The organism is Rickettsia honei RB, assembly GCF_000263055.1.
Lineage (GTDB): Bacteria > Pseudomonadota > Alphaproteobacteria > Rickettsiales > Rickettsiaceae > Rickettsia > Rickettsia rickettsii.
In genome coordinates this window covers 294,668-313,477 of sequence record NZ_AJTT01000001.1, presented here as the reverse complement: position 1 = coordinate 313,477, position 18,810 = coordinate 294,668, and the positions used below count along the sequence as shown (strand labels likewise).

Below are 18,810 nucleotides of genomic sequence, written 5' to 3'. Positions count from 1 at the left end.
AACAAGGGTTAAAAACTACATATAGATTTAGTAGTACACCCTATGATGGGGTAATCAACAAATTAATTTTTTGATTTACAGCTTTAGCGTATTTTTGAAGGCTTAAGAAATTAGGAATATGATGTCCGCTTTCCATTCTTGCTATTTGCGCTTGAGAATGAGACATTTTTTTAGCAACATCCGCCTGAGTCATATTAGATGCAAGACGAACCTTGATTAAAGTGCTTGCTATCTCAAATTCCATTTTTCGTTCTTCATAAGCTTTTTTTACTTCGGGGTTTGATAATAACTCTTTTTTAAATTCATCAAAGTTTTTCATTAAAACCTTCCTTTAATCTTAAGTTTTAGTTATTGCAATAGCTGTTTTAGGAGTTTTTTCTGTTTTTTTAATAAATGTATGCAATATAACTATTTTTTATCAATATAATCTTTTTAACATATCACTTGAACTAATCAATTGACACTTATCTTAATTGTAAATATTATAAGGTCCATAATTCGATAAAGCCAACACTACATAAAGATTAAAAAAATTATAAGGGTGATTAGCTCAGTTGGTTAGAGCATTACGTTGACATCGTAAAGGTCGGTGGTTCGAGCCCACTATCACTCACCATTCTCCATTTTTCGGTATTGCTACAAAGGTATCAAACGGTGAACGCAGCATAAAGTAGAGGCTTTTCAGTGTTCAAAGAAGGTTAGAGAATATCAATTATATAGGATAAAATTTATAAACCTTCGGTAGGGCAAATCTCCAAATGGTGACCGTTAATAAATACTTCAGCTTCTTTAGGGTTGGTCTCATAATCAAAATTTATTAATAACTCGTGTCTTATGTTTTCATAAATTTTATTCGTTAATATACGTTTACCGGCGTTAATTTTTATTTCAACAGCATTCTCTTTCAAAAATTTAACTCCATTTATTCCATATGGATGATGTATTATTCCTTTCTCCATAGCTTTCTCAAACCGTGGCAGTAAAGAATCAACAGCTTTCTTTATTTTTTCATCAATAATACTATAACAATCTTGACCTTTATATTTACCTATATAAGTAGCTTCAGTATTTTTAATATACCCTTTCTCTGGAATATTCCATGAAGTGATATAATGAGTAATTTTATGACTTAATATATGAAGCTGTTGTTTTTTTTAAGCTGATAATACTGATGAATTTTTTTGCATCATATTGCTTAAATAATTGATCTAAATCCTCTGCGTCATTAACCTCTCCAAAATCATTTGTAAAAATTTCTTCTTGTTTTTCCTTACTTAATTGGTTTGCATATTCCTTAGCTTTATTTATGTCATTATTAAGTAAAGCAGTATTTATTCCAATTTCTAAAGTTTCTTCATTTTGAGGGGCATCTTCTAAAACTTTCTCTACATTTTGTAAAACGTTTTGAGAATTTTTAGAAACAAATTCTTTTGCATCTTCTGCCATTAGCGAGATGTTGGCAGCATTAAGGACTTCCGTTATTTCTTCTTTTTTTAATGTATTTGTGCATTATAAATTATAGAATTTGGATCAGGAAAAGCTTCTAAAGTAGATAAATTTAAACTTTTATAAATAGCAATATCGTTGTTAGGAATGTTATTTAATATATTACGTGCTATATCCAATTGTTTTGTATAAATGGCAACCGAAAGTACAAGTAACTCATCAGTATTATAGACATCAGTTTTTTAAATTATTGTATTTAAATCCTTTGCTAAACGTATTTTTTGTGCAATTTTTCTCTCATCTGAAAGAGCATTATATTTAGCAGTATATTTATAAAGCGCAAAACTTTGAACGTGGTAAGGTAATAAATTTTTAGAATTCATTGTCTCTAATTTTTCATTGGTGATATTATTTAAGTCTCGACCTAATTTTAGTAAAGCTTTAAGGCTACCTTCAGGCATCTTATTTAGTAAATGTTCTATATTTTTTGAATCAGAGTGATAACCATAGATAGTCCATAAATTATATATGATTTCTTCCTCTTCAGGTAACCTATCTATTGCACTATTATAATATTTTATAGCAAGTTCTAACTAACCAGTTTTATAATAAACAACCCCTAAGTTATACTGACACCAACCTATATATCTTTGGCATTTACTTGATTCATCTATAGTGATATTGCTAAGTGCTGCCGTAAGCAATTTTTTAGCTTCATCTAAGTGATTATTATTAATTAATATGGTAGAGAGCGTATATGTAATATTGTAATAATGCCTTATATGAGGCGTTAAATCTTTAATAATTTTTCTCCATACTCCATGATATAAACTGATTGACTAACTCAAATAAAGTATTGGTATAAGCTTTATGAATTTGCAATTCGTATTGGAAATATATTAAATTTAAATCTACATTTGCTTTTGACAATATATCTATAAATAATTTTTCTGCTACTTCCACATGGTTATTCATTATACTGCAATGTATAGCAGTGATCATCCCTTGAAGTTGAAGAAAAATATTTTAAAATTAATAGTTTTGGGTTCTTTATTTACAATAGGAGTACTATAAGTTTTGGGGCTTATAAAAATGCTAATTTCTTTATTCGCTTTTAATGCAACATGATATTTGCTTAAGGCTTCTTTCAGTACTTTATGTTCTTGAATATTTTTATATTCATAAATAAAGTTTTTAGTGTATTAAGTTTTAGGCTTGTTACTTGTGGAATACCCAATTTTTTTTGTTGTTTTGCTATCTAAAGAGTTTAAAAGAGTTGTTGCTATTTCTGCACTAGCGTCTATAGAACTTTTTACATTTTTTAATTGTTCTATTCATTCCCCCGCTACAATTAAAGCCTTTTGTGATTTAAACTCTATTATTTTATTGTATGACAATGCTATAGGATTAAATTTTGAGACTGCTGAAGATTTAGGATTTTTTATCATAATAAATAGGCATGTATTATAAAGTAAACCCACTATTTTGTAAAAAAATACTAATTTTTTAATTAAAGTTAATAACTTGAAGCATTTCTATTGGTATTTCACCCCTACTATTTTAACTCTTAATAAACACCAATTCGTTATCGGATGAGTGTTTAGTACTAAATGCATAACCTAAATATGAGAAATTCTTAAGTAGCTCAGGTGAGTCAATTAGGTTGTTAGCAATAACCTTGACCATCGCCCCTCGAGCTTTTTTAGCATTTATACCGATTGTTGATAATTTACCGTTCCTATTTTCTTTAAAATGAACGTTAACTAATTGATATTTAAGTTTATTTGGGTTTATTACAGATGAATATTCTTGTGATGCTAGGTTGAGTAAATATTTATTTCCCTGTTTAGCAAGAATTTTATTAATATAATTAGTGACTTCATCTTGCCAAAAGTTTGTTAAATTTATTTCATTTAATTTTGTTGCCATTTCTAATCTATACGGCTTAATAGTATCTAGCGGTTTTAAGACTCCGTAAAGTCCTGATATAATAAGCAAATGTGATTGCAAGAAATTTAATGAATGATTAGTTAATTTTTCTATATGTATATTATTAAAAACATCTCCTGCATAAGCAAAAATAGCCGCTTTACTCTCTTGATTATCAAAATCCTTAAATCTTTCTTTATTTATATGTGCAAGTTTTGCACTTATATTCATTATTTTCGATAATTGATTCTCAGAATAGCTTTGGAGTGTAGAAAGTAGTTTATTAGTTAACGTAAGGAACATTGGAATCGTCAGCTCCGTCTTGGGAGCTAACTTCTCGAAATTTAGAGTTTTAGCAGAAGAAATAATAGCAAGCATTTCTATCTAGCCGGAGTACTCGGAAGAGATGAAGTAGTGCTAGCGATATTTCTGTTAGTACTATCGATTGTTTGCATAATTGCATAGCTTGGATCACCGTCAAGCTCTACTACTTCTTTGGGTTTCGTAGTTTTTGGACCGGCACAGCCAATTAAAGCTATAGAAGCAAATAAAATTATTAAATACCTTATCATAAATACCCTGTTTTAATTTTACACTTAAGATAGCTGCCTATTATTATAATGTCAAGTGAGAGGAAAATTTTACCTTTCAGTAATAGTCTAAAGATTCTTCATAATATTTTAAATCTAATTCTGCATAATTTAAATTAGGTTCATCTTTGCTTCTTTCTATTTCGGGTTCAGGTTTAAGCTTATCATAATTTTTTCTAGTTTTTAAATAATATTCTAAAGTTTCTTCATATTCCCATCTAGGTAGAGGGTGATTATCAGATTCTTTTTCTAAATATATCATTATTGATGATGTTTTTTCCTTTAAAGATTCATTACATAATTCTTCAACAATAGGATAATATTCTTTCTTATTCAGATACTAAAGGCATTACTATCATTTAAGTAATTATATAATGCTTCAAAAAAAGAATCATATTTCCCATTACCTATAATATCGTGATATATAAAAGAGTCTATATTAAGTGCTTGAATAACCAGCTTCCCATCTATCGATAATATTTTTTTGAAGAGTTCTAAATCTTCAGTATGAAGAGCCATGGAAATTTACTCCTTAAATAAATTTTTAGGCATTCTGTAATAAACCGTATTATAGAATTTTTCGCTTTCAGGAAATTTGCGTTTGCGGATAGAGAAATTACCGAAATTTCTGATTTCGATACGCTTTTGTTTTTTAAGAGATTCGTTTAAATAATCTAAAATTAAATCTACTGAATCTTTAACATCTTCTTTAGAAAGATAATTCAGCTTATCATGTATTTTATCTATTAAATAATTCTTAGTAATCATTATTAAAAAATCGCCTTGATTCCGTTAAAACTATTTTTAAAAAAACTAGGTGCTATACTATCAAAATCTTCAAGTATTATGTCCATTAATTTTGGTTTTGGTTTTAATTGATAATCTTTAACTAGTAGATTAACATTAATTTTCTGAACTTCCTGTAACCATTTTAATGCAGTATCTTCCGAGCCTATAGCATCCACAAGCTTTAACTTTAAAGCCTGACGACCTGAATATACTCGTCCGTCTGCGAGCTTTTTTACTTCTTCTATAGGAAGATTACGTCTCTCTGAGACAAGTTCAAGGAAGAAATTATAAGTATCTTCTATATTTTCCATAATGGCTACCCGCACTGCTTCCGTCAGTTTTTCGGTAGGATTTGGGACAGCTTTTAATTCACCCGATTTGAAATTATTAAACTTAATCCCCAATTTTTGAGCAAGCTCCGTTACCTCGGCTGTTTGTAGTATTACACCGATTGAACCCGTAATAGTTCCGTTATGGCTGATAATATAATCACCTCCAAGAGAGATTAAATAACCGCCGCTTGCAGCCATTGTTCCCATAACTATCACTACCGGCTTTTGTGCAGATATTTTACGCAGAATATTATAAATTTTTTCAGCGCCGACTACCGTACCGCCGGGAGAATTTACGTGAACTATTAACGCTTTAATATGAGAATCATCGATTATTTTTTTGAGTTTTTTGTCACGCTTTTTGTCTTCAAGAATTATTTCGTCTATTAATACGGAAGCTATATAGTCTTCATTACTATTAATAGGTAACACCTCTTTTGGCACAAAATCTTTACCGACTAGTAAGAATACGATCGCAATTAAAATAATAGCTGCTAGCTTCCAAATTAACAAACGAGATTTTATTTGTCTTCTTTCAATTAAATAATCAGGTGTTATACTCATGATCTTATATACTTTTTTAGAATACTAAATGCAGACCTATACTGTGACAGGTGTGAGGAGCGAAGCCTATAATATAATAAGGTGAGGCCGACGCACAACGAAGCACAATATAGGTATCAATTGACTATAGACCGTTCTTAGGACGTTCAGGACTCTTCATCATCTCAAAAAACTCACCGTTAGTTTTAGTATTTTCAAGTTTTTTGAGTAAAAATTCTATTGCTTCACTGCTACCCATTGGATCGATAATACGACGAAGAACCCACATTTTATTTAATATTATTTTATCTACTAATAAATCTTCTTTTCTAGTTCCTGATCTAGTTATATCAATAGCCGGATAAATACGCTTATCGGCAATCTTACGATCTAGAACTATCTCGGAATTACCTGTACCTTTAAACTCCTCAAAAATGACCTCATCCATACGAGAACCGGTTTCAATTAAAGCCGTACCGATTATAGTAAGCGAACCGCCGTTTTCAATATTTCTTGCTGCTCCGAAAAATCTTTTAGGTCTCTGAAGAGCATTAGCATCAACACCGCCCGTTAATACTTTACCTGATGATGGCACTACGGTATTATAAGCACGAGCTAAACGTGTTATCGCATCTACTAAGATTACCACATCTTTTTTATGTTCTACTAAACGCTTTGCTTTTTTGATAACCATTTCTGCAAGCTGCACGTGCCTACTTGCCGGTTCATCGAAAGTAGAGCTAACAACCTCCCCACGCACGGAACGTTGCATATCGGTTACTTCTTCAGGTCTTTCGTCTATTAACAGTACTATTAAAAATACTTCCGGATTATTGGTTGTAATTGCATGTGCTATATTTTGTAATAATACGGTTTTACCTGTACGAGGCGGTGCTACTATTAATGCACGTTGTCCTTTACCCATAGGGGCAACAAGTTCAATAACCCGTGTACTAAAATCCTTACTATCTTTACTATTATTTTCAAGTTCTAATCCTAATTTTTCATCAGGATATAAGGGGGTTAAATTATCAAAATGAACACGATGATAAGCTTTAGAAGGGTCTTCAAAATTTACTCTATTGACTTTCAGTAAAGCAAAATAACGTTCTCCGGCTTTTGGCGCTCTGATCTGACCTTCTACGGTATCACCGGTACGCAGACCAAAGCGACGAATCTGACTAGGAGAAATATAAATATCATCAGGGCCTGCTAAGTAGTTTACTTCCGGCGAACGTAAAAAACCAAATCCGTCAGGTAGTACTTCAAGTACCCCCTCTCCCACTATTAAAACTCCCTGCTCTACGGATTTTTTCAAAATTGCAAAAACTAATTCTTGTTTAAGTAATGAATTAATATTTTCAATTTTTAATTCTTCTGCTTGAGCTTGTAGTTCCTCCGGTAATTTACGTTTTAATTGTTTTAAATTAATAATATTACCGTTATCTGCAAAATTATTATAATTGTTATTGGATTCGGTATTGTTAAGTGCTGCTGTGGATTCTTTATTAGTTGTGTTCATTATTTTATTATTAATAGATTATAATTGAAAAGTTGAGTTAGCAATCAAGTTTAAAGGTAAGTAATATACTTATTTAAGTTAGGAATCAAATTAGATTTTTAGAAAGTTTTATTTATTCTTGCGGTTTAAAGAATTATTTATCTTGTTAGCTTATAAGAGCTGGCTATGTAAAAGCATACTAACAACGTTAATAGCACATTGTCAACCCAAATCGTCATTGCGAGCAGGTAATCGGTAAATGGTCATTGCGAGAAAATTACGAAGCAATCTTGGGAGTTTATTATTATTGCATGAGATTGCTGCACAGCTTACGGCTGCGTAGCTCATGACAACCCTGGTAACCTCTTCTCGCAATGACGGATGAATCAATCCACGTAACTCTAGCAATCCTTTGATTTTAACAATAACACATTTGTATTAAGTAATGGCATGCATACGTTTTTAACTTCATTTAATAAGGCCTCATTGCTTATTTTTTGGTTTAATTCGTTGCGTACCGCATCAAATATTTCTCTTAAACTTTTCTCTTCTACCATATATTTAAAAATATATTTAGTGCTTCTAAATATCGACATTGAGATATTAACATTATTTAATATCCCATTATTAATAGTAAAATTAATAGCATTATTTACTGCTGAAGGATTAGATTCCAAATGCTCATAAATTTGTTTAGCAAAATTGGCAATATTATGGAAGTACGGTATATTATCAAGGTCATCAAGAGAGGCTACACTATCTTTTTGATTTGATACGTAAAATGAATGTTTAGTAATATTACCGGTAAGTATTTCGGAAATTGCTTCTCTAGTTACTTTATCCATCTTTTTAACTTTTTGTAGAAGTGAAAAATCTTTTATATAATTATCCGGTCTTAATAAAATTTTCTCTAAAGGATCAAGATAATCAACAAAATTTAAGCTTGCTTTTTCTACGAATTCATATAACTCAGGAACGGAATAGGCTCTATCCTGTTTGTTCAGGAACATATCATAAACTCCGACGTCACCGAAATTTTGGTAATCTGAAAATAACTCCCAACCTCTTTTATACCAGTTAGTAGCAGGCAAATTATCTAGAATTAGCTTCCCGTTCATTACTTCTTCGATACGGCTTTTAGTATCTTTATTTATCATTTTCATTAAATCCTGAATTTGATAAACACCGGTACGTCCGTATTTAGCATATACCATTAAACCCATACCGCCGGTCGGCTTTAAAGAATCTTTTAGATTTTTTAAACCTTCATCAGGATTTGCTAAATGATGAAGCACGCCGGTACAATTTATATAATCGAATTTTCCAAGTTTTAGACTAGGTATATTTAATATTGAATCATTAATCCATTTAATATTTTTAAGACCTCGTACTTCTGCACGTTTTTGTGCTACTTCCATGCTAGGCTTGCTGAAATCTAGATATATTATTTCGGCATTTTTATCTTTTAACTGCTCGGCAAGATAAATAGTCGAATCACCGGTGCCGCCGCCTGCTATTAAGCATCTAAAATTATTATTAAAATTTTCTTTTCCTTGATATAGAAAATGGTTTAATTCTCCTAAGAACTCACCGCATGTTGCAAGTAAATATTCTTTTTCTTGATTTGGGTCTCTGAAAGGATAAGGATAATCTTGATAATGCTCTTGTACTTCTGCTAAGTCTTTAGAAATTGTAGTATTTTTTGTTTTCTTTAAATTTCTCATAAATTATTATTTTTTAAGTTGTTATTATATATACTTAGTCTATCTACTCTTTTAGAAGTATATCTTTTATAATTAATTGAATAGTATAATTATCTTGCCAATTATTAGTTTTTAACGTTCCTATTGCGGCAATATTTTTTGCTTTAGGGCTTAATAAAACATCTTCAAATGCAGTTCCTACCGAATTAAAAGCAATAGCAGATAAGGCTTTATGACCAAAGCCTCGCTTATTTGGAACAAGCATACATTTAATATGCTTACTTCCAACGATATCTGCTTTTAATACAAATAAATCATCAAATTTAAATATAGGCTCATGATTTCCTTGACCGAAAGGCTCTAAAGTGTTTAATTCCTGCATTAAAGGGAAATTCACACTATTAACCGTTAAATCAATATCATATTCCGCATGCTTATAATTTTCTAGTTTAGTTATACTAATTCTAAAAGCATTATTAAAAAAATTCTGCAATTCTTGTAATTTTTCAGCCGTTACGGTAAAACCTGCCGCCATAGCATGACCTCCGCCTGCTATTAGCAAATCTTTGCTTTTAGCATTGATAATTTCAGCACCAAAATCAATACCTAAAATAGAACGGCATGAAGCTTTACCAATCCCGTCATTTAAAGCTATCACTGCCACCGGCTTATCAAATTTTTCTTTTAATTTGCCGGCAACGATTCCTATAACGCCTGGATGCCATCCTTCTTTTACGATAAATAATAAACTACTATCTTGTTGTGTCAAAGCAATTTCGATCGCTTCTTCTATCATTAATAACTCAATTACTTTACGCTCATTATTGTGTTTTTCAAGTTCTTTAGCTAATTTATTTGCTTCATTAGAACAACTAGTAGATAGGAGATGAGCCCCTAAACTTGACTTTCCTACTCTACCGCCTGCATTGATGCGCGGACCTAGAATAAACCCTAAATGATAACATTTTGGTATTTCATGAAGCCCTGCCATATCATATAATGTTTTAATCCCTATATTTTGCCTTTGTTGCATTACTTTCAATCCGCTTGCAACAAATGCACGATTTAAGCCTGTTAATTTCATCATATCGCAAACAGTACCAAGAGCCACTAAATCTAGATACTGCATTAGATTAGGCTGAAGCATTGTTTGCGTGAAATAATTTTGCTTCTTTAAATTCGATAATATTGCAGTTGCAAATAAGAAAGCAACTCCTACGGCTGCCAAATGTTTATATTCGCTTTTTTCATCAATACGATTTGGATTTACTATAGCTACTGCATCCGGTAATATTTCCGTAGTTATATGATGATCGATTACTATAACATCAAGGTTAACGTCTTTTGCGTATTTTAGGGCTTCATGTGCCATAGCACCGCAATCCACCGTAATTAATAATTCTGTGCCGTTATCTTTAATTTTTTGCATAGCAAAAGGAGTTGGACCGTATCCTTCAGCTATACGATCAGGAACATAAATGTCACATAGTATATTTAAATCTCTAAAAATATTTTTAAGTAAGGCGGCTGAAGTAGCACCGTCTACATCATAATCGGCGAAGATACATATTTTTTGGTTATTTAAAATAGCTGTAACGGTTCTATCTACAGCTTTTTCCATATCAAGTAGATGAAAAGGATCAGGTAATAAATTTTTGATTTTCGGTCTTAAGAAATTTTCTACTTCCTCTAGATTATTGACTCTTAATGATACTATCCTAGCAAGTAAATCACTAATTTTGAAACTACGACATAACTCGGTGACTATATCTTCGTTAATCAGTTTCTGCTGCCAGATTTTACCGTTTATAGATGCTTGTGGTTTCATTTGTTTATTAGGCTGTATTTTTGCTTTATATCTCCAAAAGTTTTTTAGCTTCATTATCTGCAATTAAAGCTTCAACAAACTCATCTAATTGTCCGTTTTTAACTACTTCGTCTATCTTATAAAGTGTTAAGTTTATTCTATGGTCGGATACTCTTCCCTGTGGGAAATTATAAGTACGTATCCGCTCCGAACGATCTCCCGAACCTACCTGCCCTCTTCTGCTATCGGCTCTTTCTTGTTCCTTTTTACGTCGTTCTTCTTCATAAATTCTAGCACGTAGAATTTTTAACGCCTTTGCTTTATTTTTATGCTGTGACTTCTCATCTTGCAAGGCTACGGTAATACCAGTAGGGATATGAGTTATACGTACGGCAGAATCGGTAGTATTAACGTGCTGTCCACCAGCCCCTGAAGCTCTATAAGTATCGATTCTTAAGTCTTTATCTTCAATTTTAATATCAACCTCTTCAGCCTCAGGAAGTACTGCAACCGTTGCTGCCGAAGTATGAATACGTCCTTGTGATTCCGTTTCCGGTACTCTCTGTACTCTATGAACGCCTGACTCAAATTTGAGCTTAGAGAATACATCTTTGCCTTTTATTGACGCCGATGCTTCTTTATAACCGCCTATTCCCGTATCGGAAATTGCTAATATCTCAAAACGCCATCCTTTTAACTCAGCATATCTTTGATACATATTAAAAAGTACGGCAGCAAAAAGTGCCGCTTCTTCTCCGCCGCTTCCTGCTCTAACTTCAATAATAGCACTTTTACTATCCGCATCATCTTTTGGTAATAAAGCAATTTTTACGGCTCTTTCAAGTTTTGGTAACGAATTTTCAAGAGTGTATATTTCGTCTTCAATCATTTCTAAAGTGGCATTATCAAGTCCCACTTCTAGCTTAAAATTATTTGCTTCTTCGAGCTCAGATTTAGCCTTATTATATTCTTTAATTTTTGCTACAACATCTTCAAGTTCTGCATATTCTTTAGATGCCTTAACAAACTCGCCTCCCATAATGCCGGAAGATAGTTTGTTACCTAAATTTTCGTATTTGTCTAAAATTTTTGCTAAATTATCTGAAAAACGCATGTTATTTTATTGTGATTTGTTTATTGGTGAGATTTCAACGTTATTGCGAGAAGCAACTGAAAGTTGTAACGAAGCAATCTCAGGATATTTGACGAGATTGCCACGCAGCCTATGGCTGCTCATAATGACGACTTATATCAACATCAAAGCGGGACTCTCTATAAACTTTTTAAATGCTGCCAAGAACTCAGCACCGACTGCTCCGTCTACTACTCGGTGATCGGCAGAAAGAGTTACGTCCATAATTGTTGCTATAGTTATTTGATCATTCTTGACTATAGCACGTTTTGCACTAGCTCCGACGCCCATTATACAACTTTGCGGTGGGTTAATTATAGCATTGAAATTCTTAATACCGTACATACCGAGGTTAGAAATGGTAAACCCTCCGCCCTGAAATTCTTCAGGGGTTAATTTATTATCTTTTGCTTTCTTTATTAATGCTTTCATTTCACGAGATAGTTCTAGAATGTTTTTTTGATTTGCATTTTTAACTATCGGTGTAATAAGCCCGTTCTCAATCGCTACCGCTACTGAAATATCGACATTATTGTAATATCTAATTGCATCTTCTCCCCAGCTAGCATTGGCATTTGGCACTTCTTGTAAAGCTTTGGCTACTGCTAAAATAATAAAATCATTAACTGATATCCTTGTTGATTTATCTTCAGAAAAAGATTTATTAATGTCTTCTCTTATATCTAACAATTTATCGACATTACATTCTATAGATAAATAAAAATGTGGAACTGTTTGTTTAGATTCAAGCAGACGCTTGGCTATAATCTTGCGGATATTATTATTTGGTACTAAACGATATTCTTCAGGATTTCTGCTAACTATTTTATTATGAGCAGTGCTAGGAGTATATGATAAGATATCTTGTTTGACTATTCTACCGTGCGGACCGCTACCTTTCACGCTCTCAAATCTAATATTTCTCATTTTTGCAAGTCTTTTTGCAAGCGGTGAGGCGAATATTTTACTAGCATCATGTTTTATAACTGTTACCTGTTCTTCTACATTAGCTATATTCTCGTGGGGTTTCGGAAGATTAACATCTGTTTTCGGTGACCGTGATACACTATTATTTTTTACAATAAACGCATCAATGTCTGTTTTTTCTTCTCCCTCTTCACTTAACACGGCAATTAAAGAGTTAACAGGTACATTTTGACTATTTTGTGGGATAACTATTTTGGCAAGTATACCTTCGTCTACTGCTTCTACTTCCATCGTTGCTTTATCGGTTTCAATTTCAGCAATTACTTCTCCAGGATTAACTTTGTCCCCTTCTTTTTTTAACCACCTAGCTAGATTTCCTTCCGTCATAGTTGGAGATAAAGCAGGCATTAAAATTTTAATCGGCATAACTTATTTAGATTTGACTTTTTATTGTTGTTATTACACGTCATTGCTAGGAGAGGCTAAACCTCGACTCGGCAACCTCATGAAACAGTAAAATTCCTGAGATTGCCACACTCTCTACGTTCGCGCGCAATGACGATTTGAGTAGCTATTGCACCTTAATATCAGGGCTAACGATCATTATCATCTGTTTACCTTCCATTTTAGCATGTTGATCGATTTTAACGAGTCCTCCGAGCCCTACTTCTATACGTTTAAATAGTTCTTGACCGACCTCTTTATGAAGAATCTCTCGTCCCTTAAACCATAAAGAAATTTTTACTTTATCTCCGTCTTTTAAAAATTCTTTTATTTTTCTTAACTTAGTTTCAAAATCACCTATACTAATATTAGGTTTAAATTTCATTTCTTTAAGTACGACGATTTTTTGTTTTTTGCGTGCTTCATGCAAACGTTTTTTGCTTTCGTACTTAAACTTACCAAAATCTAGAATTTTACAGACAGGGGGTACAGCATTCGGTGATATCTCGACTAAGTCAAGACCGGCTCTTTCCGCCATATCTAATGCTTCTCTAATATTTACGATGCCGTGCATTTCGCCGTTTTCGCCTACTAAACGCACTTCTTTAGCTCTGATTTCTCTATTAGCCTTAGGAAAATTATTTTTAGAAATAAAATGTCTCCGTATTATGTTTATAAATAAATATATATTGCATTTAACTTATTTTATTTAAAATTACAAGTAAATAAAATATTTTATCTTTAATTTTATTTAGAAAGTTTTAAAAAAAATTGAAACTACAAGGGAAATTCCAAATATTAATAAACAGATTCGTGTTAATTTAGCGACTCTTGCCTGTATTTTCAAGTTTTTTAGGTCTATAGCATGCTTATGAGCTTGCTCTTGTTGTGCCATATGCATTAATTCCTGTAAAGTACCGGGATAAATACTCTCATACTCACTGATTAAATCAATTGGCGGTAATATATGTTCAAATTTTTTACGGTAAAAATTATTATCAGGTTCGTTTACACTAAAAGTCTTAGCATAACCTTTATTTAATCTATTATTTTTGTTAAAAAAACGTTTAGTCTCTTTCATATCCCTGTTTTATTTTTTGAAATGTATATAATATATTACTTTCAACTATTTTAAAATAATCAATTAATTGCGTTTCTTTTTTTTGCTTTTGTTTGGAGCTTTTCATATTTATTATATTCTGTAGCTCTGCATATACTAGTTTTATAAAACTTTGTTTCATTGATTATACTAAATTTATAAAATCTGTTTTTGGTATTAGCGGTTCGCCCCTAAAATTTATAGCATTATTAAATTTATTGCAACAGGTTATAAAATTTTTATCACATCCGGCAGTAATTTTTACTTCCTCGGCATCTTTAACATAATCCGGTATAATATCCTCTAATATAATCAAATCACCGAAATTGCTTAGAACTTTACTGTTAAAACGATTTTGCTGAATATAATTTGACCGCCGTTATAATAGCCGTTTTCTTTATCTAAATCTAGTATTCTTAAAACTGTCCTTGAGCATTTCTTTAACCTTATACATGCCACTATATAAAGCTTTATCTATTTTACATTGACTATCTCCGAAAACTGCTCTACATGTTTTGCTATATCGATTAATTATAGTCTGATTATATTTTACCGTTTCGGGTTTTAAATGTATTTAAAAGTTTAAATCGTATTTTGTATATAAAGTGCAATAATATGTAACGAAATGCTCAAAAACTTTGTCAGTATATATTATTATTTAACAATAGCATTATTTAAATCGATTGTCGTCGTAATGCCGTTTGCCTCAAAAATACTTTCAATGATTATATGGTTTTGTGCGGAATCGTTAAATTCTGCTTCTTTTAAATCTAAACTGGAATTCGGTACAAAAACTCTCTCTTCACTTTTTATAGCATGATCGCTATTTGTTAAGTTTAATTCCTCACCGCTAGCTCGCTTAATTTGAAAACAATAAACAAAATTCGTAAGCTTTGTAATTACCTCTTCAATCGCAATACTCATATAATCACCTCCACTAACTCTATGTTGTATAACGCTATAGAACCGTCATTACAATAAGAATATTCAAAACTATATACTAAATCTAACTGCTACGTCAAAAGTAAAATCAGTAGTTAAAATTACATCTTGACCTAAGGGACTTGGTAAGGTCACTATACCATCGTTGTAATCTACAATGCCCATAGTTCTTACATTATTAATGTATAGAATGACACTATTATTAACCGGTTTAGTGATCACTCGTTCGTAAGGAGCAATAGGATCGCCATATATCTTCCTTAGCTGAAATTTATTTAAATTACCGTTCCCTTTAGCAATAACTTCGTTAATTCCTCTATAATCTGCATAATTCCTAAATCTCAAAGCAAAATTACTTCCACATCTTGCGTTAAAAAAGCTATTAAATTGCTCAAATTCTGTACTGCTTAACCTTGCATTTTTGATTAAATATTTCTGACTCGTTAATTGCGAAAGGATCTTTACTATTTTGCTGTTGACATATTTCAATAGTTTTTACGTGAGTAACAACACTTGGTTTGAGAAATTTTCATTAATATTTACTGACAATAAGGAGGTATTTATACATTGTTCATGCTTAAGTTCTCTTCCGACTAAGACCATAATATCTCTAAATTGTGTTATATTTATATTTTGAAGTTCATAATTAGGCATTTTTTATTACTTCGTCATATAATTCTACTAAACCTTCACATGCGTTATTATTACCCGTAAATAGTGTACATTTAAAAGCTTTTTCAATTTTATAAAATCTTGCATTAATGTACGAATGTAAGTTTTTTAAATTCGTTTAATTGCTCATATGCATTTGTTAAAAACGCTTGAGACAGATAACTTGGGTTGTTATTCTCTTGGGGCATATATTTATTACCTTGTTAAATTGGAGCTTAAGTAGAAGTTAACAAAATTTAAATTTAGTAATATTTTTGCTAAAAAAAAGTTCGGCAGTGGAAAAAGAGATTATTTTTTTGGACGGTAGTTGCAATATTATTCTGCCGGTATTATCGATATCTTTAAAAAGACCGTTTACTATATCATTTTGATATTTAACGCTAATATTTTCATATAACTTATAAGCATGTTCTAACCATTTTTTTCTAATAAAAGGAAAATCGTTATTATGCCAAATTTGATAATATTCTTCAAAATTTTCTATTAATATCTCAAGTAAAGCTTGTGGTTCTATAGGTGGTAGATTTTCGCTTATTAAGCTAGTAGTAGGCTGGTCGATATTATCAGGGTGATAGGTAATATTAATGCCGATACCGATAATAAGGTAATAATTATTTTCTACTTTAACAGATTCAAGAAGTATACCGGCAATTTTCCGACTGTTAATTAATACATCATTGGGCCATTTTAGTTGTATAATGTTATTTTCGTTCCTTATGTCATTCCCGCGAAAGTGGGAATGACATAGAGAACTATGGGAGTGACATAAAGAGGTTATACTATCATAAACGCTAAGTGCCGTAACAAAAGATAATTGCGGCAATAATTCTAGCTCTTTATCAGGCTTTATTAGTAAACTTACATGTAAGTTACCTGACCTAGACTGCCAGTTTTTGCCGCTTCTACCACGTCCATTAGTTTGAGATTTGGCAAGTACTGCATAGTTTGAATCAACTTTAGCATTCTGAGCCATTTTCATAGCCTCAGAGTTTGTACTGTCTAGCTTGTCAAAAACAATTAGTTTAAATTTACCGATATTCATTTTTTTTAGTAGCCGTTATTGCGAGGAAAGGCGAGCTTTGTTGCATGGCTTGAAAAACCCGCTCGATGTCATTCCTGCGAAAGCGGGAATGACATAAAAACACCTAACTCGCCTCCTACTGACATGACTTGTAGTGACACTATGTTTGCTTTGAATTTTTGGTGCTTCGCTTTTACTCTTAGTTATAAAGCTTTCTAAATCTTGTTTAGTAAATTTAAACTTAGCAATATTTTCATCAAAGGTTTTAGTTTTATCAAATCTTACATCTTTATTTTTATCTATTCCAAGTACCTCAATGAAACTATCTTTTATTTTACTTGAAGCAGCAGTATCATTTAAGGTATACAATAAAGCGTTCAATGAGTTTGTATCGGCTTTTAGTGTATTATTACGACTAGTTGCAGCAATAATTACATATTCTTTAAGCTTTTCATTTAATTCTTTTTCGTTTAATGCTCCGGTTTTACAAAATGATAATAACATCTTTGCTTTATCATCATGATTTTCAATAACTCCTTCTTGCCATTTAGAAGTATTATTTTCTTTTGACTGAATAAACATTTCTAACAATTTAGTGCCAAATGTTTTATGTAGATTTTTATTATCATGAACTTCATAAACATTTAGTAGAAATTTTTGATGGTCAAATATTTTATCTGCTTCTTTGCCAAGGTCATGATTATTCAAATGTTCTCTAGTTTGACAATATCCTTTAATATGCAAATAAAATAATTAGAATATTTTTGTGCATCTTTGAAATCCAAAGTATCTATTCCGGCAGTATCTAAAACAGCAGTGTTTAAAGCATTGTCACGTAACTGTTCATTAGTTGCTCTTAGAGTTTCAGTATATTTAAATTTTCCTCCTACTTTTGCAAGTGTCTTAAATAATATATCAGCTAAAAACTTTACGATATCACTTGGGCTTTCAAATTTTTTTGCACTATATATAGCAATATTTGCATCAGCTTCCATACCCGTACCAAAAGCCATAGCTAGAGTTCTACCTTGTTTTTTAGCTAAGGTAATCTCCTCCATATTATCAGTTATTGCTTTTGTATCAAATTCCAGTTCATTGCCTTTAAAATATTTTGTCGGTATATTATCTCTATATCCGCCGTCTATATATTTTTTACTGTCAATTTCTACCGGCTTAAAAACAAGTGGTATAGAAGCAGAAGCACAGCAAGCTAAAGTCATTTTAACATTTGGCGTATCAAAGCTATTGAAAATAGTTAGTTCACTTGTCTTTTGCTGAGTTGCCATAATTACTAAATCTTTATACTGTACTGGATTGTATTTTCGCAGTAACGCTATATCCTTAAAATATATTTTTCGTCTTTTTGGTTGTATCTTTCTCTTAATTCATCAAGAGCTTTATCATCTTTAACATTTACTATATCTGATCTCTGTAAAAAATTTCCTATATTTTCTTTAATAACAAGTTCTAATAGAGCATATAAAGGTTTACCGTCTTTATTTAACTGTACTATATCCGCAGAAAATCCTTTTTTTCCAAGTAAAGTTTGCAGATTTGTATTTTTAGAAATTTCTTCAAATCGCTCAGGCGGGTGTCCCAAGAGCTACCACTGTGGCAGTTATAGCACCAGCGGAAGAACCTGCTACCGCCTTGACATTATCTAAAATACCAGCTTTTTTTGCTGTCTCATAAGTTCCGGAATATATTGCTCCCTTAGTTCCTCCTCCACTAAAAGCTATATATTCGATAGGAGCTTTCTGTGCTTGTTCTAACTCCTGCAATGTTTTTGTTTGATTGCTAGAAGATTGTTGAATTTTTTTAGGTCTTTTAACTCCTCTAATATATCAAGATTGCTCATTAACTACAGGAGTTTGTGACTCTTGCTTCAGATTATTAATAATAGGATGTTTTCTTACCTTTATATCAGCCATAG

At 31.7% G+C, this 18,810-nt stretch carries 25 protein-coding genes, 1 tRNA gene and 2 pseudogenes; 2 read left to right on the top strand and 26 right to left on the bottom strand.

What is annotated here, in order from left to right; all coding sequences use genetic code 11:
- Positions 1–40: 40 nt before the first annotated feature.
- On the bottom strand, positions 41–319 hold the full coding sequence (locus WSW_RS01000000107960) for a helix-turn-helix transcriptional regulator (protein WP_016916850.1): 279 nt from the start codon (positions 317–319) through the stop codon (positions 41–43).
- A gap of 220 nt (positions 320–539) precedes the next feature.
- On the opposite strand from WSW_RS01000000107960, the gene WSW_RS0101850 reads away from it, so the two are divergent.
- A tRNA-Val gene (locus WSW_RS0101850) sits at positions 540–616 on the top strand.
- A 112-nt stretch (positions 617–728) separates the two neighbouring features.
- On the opposite strand, the gene WSW_RS0101845 is transcribed toward WSW_RS0101850, so the two are convergent.
- The 5 genes from WSW_RS0101845 to WSW_RS1000000111460 form a co-directional block, all read right to left on the bottom strand.
- Entirely contained in the window at positions 729–959 is a 231-nt protein-coding gene (locus WSW_RS0101845) for a hypothetical protein (RefSeq protein WP_016916849.1), read from the bottom strand.
- A 163-nt stretch (positions 960–1,122) separates the two neighbouring features.
- Positions 1,123–1,446, bottom strand: coding sequence for a hypothetical protein (locus WSW_RS0101840; protein ID WP_016916848.1), 324 nt, complete (start codon positions 1,444–1,446; stop codon positions 1,123–1,125).
- Positions 1,447–1,493: 47 nt separating this feature from the next.
- Positions 1,494–1,625 (bottom strand): hypothetical protein, encoded by a 132-nt coding sequence (locus WSW_RS1000000113515; protein ID WP_016916847.1) that lies wholly within the window; start codon positions 1,623–1,625, stop codon positions 1,494–1,496.
- 63 nt (positions 1,626–1,688) lie between these two features.
- On the bottom strand, positions 1,689–1,907 hold the full coding sequence (locus WSW_RS0101830; RefSeq protein ID WP_016916846.1) for a hypothetical protein: 219 nt from the start codon (positions 1,905–1,907) through the stop codon (positions 1,689–1,691).
- 337 nt (positions 1,908–2,244) lie between these two features.
- A complete protein-coding gene (locus tag WSW_RS1000000111460) occupies positions 2,245–2,448 on the bottom strand; it encodes a hypothetical protein (RefSeq protein ID WP_156793042.1) in 204 nt (67 codons plus the stop codon).
- Between the two features lie 249 nt (positions 2,449–2,697).
- Between WSW_RS1000000111460 and WSW_RS0101820 the strand changes: the two genes are divergently transcribed.
- The gene (locus WSW_RS0101820) at positions 2,698–2,916 is read left to right on the top strand and encodes a hypothetical protein (RefSeq protein WP_029374942.1); all 219 of its coding nucleotides are present in this window, start codon (positions 2,698–2,700) and stop codon (positions 2,914–2,916) included.
- Between the two features lie 90 nt (positions 2,917–3,006).
- Here WSW_RS0101820 and WSW_RS0101815 read toward each other — a convergent pair whose 3' ends face one another.
- The 20 genes and pseudogenes from WSW_RS0101815 to WSW_RS1000000113815 form a co-directional block, all read right to left on the bottom strand.
- Entirely contained in the window at positions 3,007–3,753 is a 747-nt protein-coding gene (locus WSW_RS0101815) for a YaaA family protein (RefSeq protein ID WP_016916843.1), read from the bottom strand.
- A gap of 2 nt (positions 3,754–3,755) precedes the next feature.
- Positions 3,756–3,947, bottom strand: a complete 192-nt coding sequence (locus WSW_RS0101810) for a hypothetical protein (RefSeq protein WP_016916842.1) — start codon at positions 3,945–3,947, stop codon at positions 3,756–3,758.
- A gap of 76 nt (positions 3,948–4,023) precedes the next feature.
- Positions 4,024–4,227: a hypothetical protein gene (locus WSW_RS0101805; RefSeq protein ID WP_016916841.1), complete on the bottom strand. Its 204-nt coding sequence runs from the start codon at positions 4,225–4,227 to the stop codon at positions 4,024–4,026.
- Positions 4,228–4,298: 71 nt separating this feature from the next.
- Complete coding sequence (locus tag WSW_RS1000000109130; protein WP_016916840.1) at positions 4,299–4,484, bottom strand: hypothetical protein; 186 nt, start codon at positions 4,482–4,484, stop codon at positions 4,299–4,301.
- Between the two features lie 6 nt (positions 4,485–4,490).
- Positions 4,491–4,733 (bottom strand): HU family DNA-binding protein, encoded by a 243-nt coding sequence (locus WSW_RS0101795; RefSeq protein WP_004998379.1) that lies wholly within the window; start codon positions 4,731–4,733, stop codon positions 4,491–4,493.
- Between the two features lie 2 nt (positions 4,734–4,735).
- A complete protein-coding gene (gene sppA / locus WSW_RS0101790) occupies positions 4,736–5,650 on the bottom strand; it encodes a signal peptide peptidase SppA (RefSeq protein WP_016916839.1) in 915 nt (304 codons plus the stop codon).
- Between the two features lie 124 nt (positions 5,651–5,774).
- Complete coding sequence (rho, locus tag WSW_RS0101785) at positions 5,775–7,151, bottom strand: transcription termination factor Rho (protein WP_016916838.1); 1,377 nt, start codon at positions 7,149–7,151, stop codon at positions 5,775–5,777.
- Between the two features lie 380 nt (positions 7,152–7,531).
- The gene (locus WSW_RS0101780; protein WP_016916837.1) at positions 7,532–8,854 is read right to left on the bottom strand and encodes a class I SAM-dependent methyltransferase; all 1,323 of its coding nucleotides are present in this window, start codon (positions 8,852–8,854) and stop codon (positions 7,532–7,534) included.
- Positions 8,855–8,897: 43 nt separating this feature from the next.
- Positions 8,898–10,661 carry a single-stranded-DNA-specific exonuclease RecJ gene (gene recJ / locus WSW_RS0101775; RefSeq protein ID WP_029374941.1) on the bottom strand — a complete coding sequence of 588 codons (1,764 nt, stop codon included), beginning with the start codon at positions 10,659–10,661 and terminating at the stop codon, positions 8,898–8,900.
- Positions 10,662–10,686: 25 nt separating this feature from the next.
- Positions 10,687–11,754 carry a peptide chain release factor 1 gene (prfA, locus tag WSW_RS0101770; RefSeq protein ID WP_016916835.1) on the bottom strand — a complete coding sequence of 356 codons (1,068 nt, stop codon included), beginning with the start codon at positions 11,752–11,754 and terminating at the stop codon, positions 10,687–10,689.
- A 132-nt stretch (positions 11,755–11,886) separates the two neighbouring features.
- Positions 11,887–13,125, bottom strand: a complete 1,239-nt coding sequence (locus WSW_RS0101765) for a pyruvate dehydrogenase complex dihydrolipoamide acetyltransferase (RefSeq protein WP_016916834.1) — start codon at positions 13,123–13,125, stop codon at positions 11,887–11,889.
- 145 nt (positions 13,126–13,270) lie between these two features.
- Positions 13,271–13,744: a translation initiation factor IF-3 gene (gene infC, locus WSW_RS0101760; RefSeq protein ID WP_016916833.1), complete on the bottom strand. Its 474-nt coding sequence runs from the start codon at positions 13,742–13,744 to the stop codon at positions 13,271–13,273.
- Between the two features lie 150 nt (positions 13,745–13,894).
- Complete coding sequence (locus WSW_RS0101755; protein ID WP_016916832.1) at positions 13,895–14,224, bottom strand: DUF2335 domain-containing protein; 330 nt, start codon at positions 14,222–14,224, stop codon at positions 13,895–13,897.
- Entirely contained in the window at positions 14,211–14,384 is a 174-nt protein-coding gene (locus WSW_RS1000000111905) for a hypothetical protein (RefSeq protein WP_016916831.1), read from the bottom strand. Before WSW_RS1000000111905 ends, WSW_RS0101755 begins: the two co-directional genes overlap by 14 nt.
- A 3-nt stretch (positions 14,385–14,387) precedes the next feature.
- Positions 14,388–14,558, bottom strand: a complete 171-nt coding sequence (locus tag WSW_RS1000000110265; RefSeq protein WP_016916830.1) for a phage BR0599 family protein — start codon at positions 14,556–14,558, stop codon at positions 14,388–14,390.
- Between the two features lie 81 nt (positions 14,559–14,639).
- The gene (locus WSW_RS1000000114170) at positions 14,640–14,774 is read right to left on the bottom strand and encodes a hypothetical protein (RefSeq protein ID WP_458692621.1); all 135 of its coding nucleotides are present in this window, start codon (positions 14,772–14,774) and stop codon (positions 14,640–14,642) included.
- 122 nt (positions 14,775–14,896) lie between these two features.
- On the bottom strand, positions 14,897–15,166 hold the full coding sequence (locus WSW_RS0101740) for a baseplate hub domain-containing protein (protein WP_016916829.1): 270 nt from the start codon (positions 15,164–15,166) through the stop codon (positions 14,897–14,899).
- Positions 15,163–15,673 (bottom strand): annotated as a pseudogene (locus WSW_RS1000000109125) (phage distal tail protein, Rcc01695 family). Before WSW_RS1000000109125 ends, WSW_RS0101740 begins: the two are co-directional and overlap by 4 nt.
- 409 nt (positions 15,674–16,082) lie before the next feature.
- Positions 16,083–16,898, bottom strand: a complete 816-nt coding sequence (locus WSW_RS0101730) for a biotin--[acetyl-CoA-carboxylase] ligase (protein ID WP_016916827.1) — start codon at positions 16,896–16,898, stop codon at positions 16,083–16,085.
- Positions 16,899–17,012: 114 nt separating this feature from the next.
- A pseudogene (locus tag WSW_RS1000000113815) lies at positions 17,013–18,808 on the bottom strand (patatin-like phospholipase family protein); the annotation flags it as partial.
- Positions 18,809–18,810: the final 2 nt, after the last annotated feature.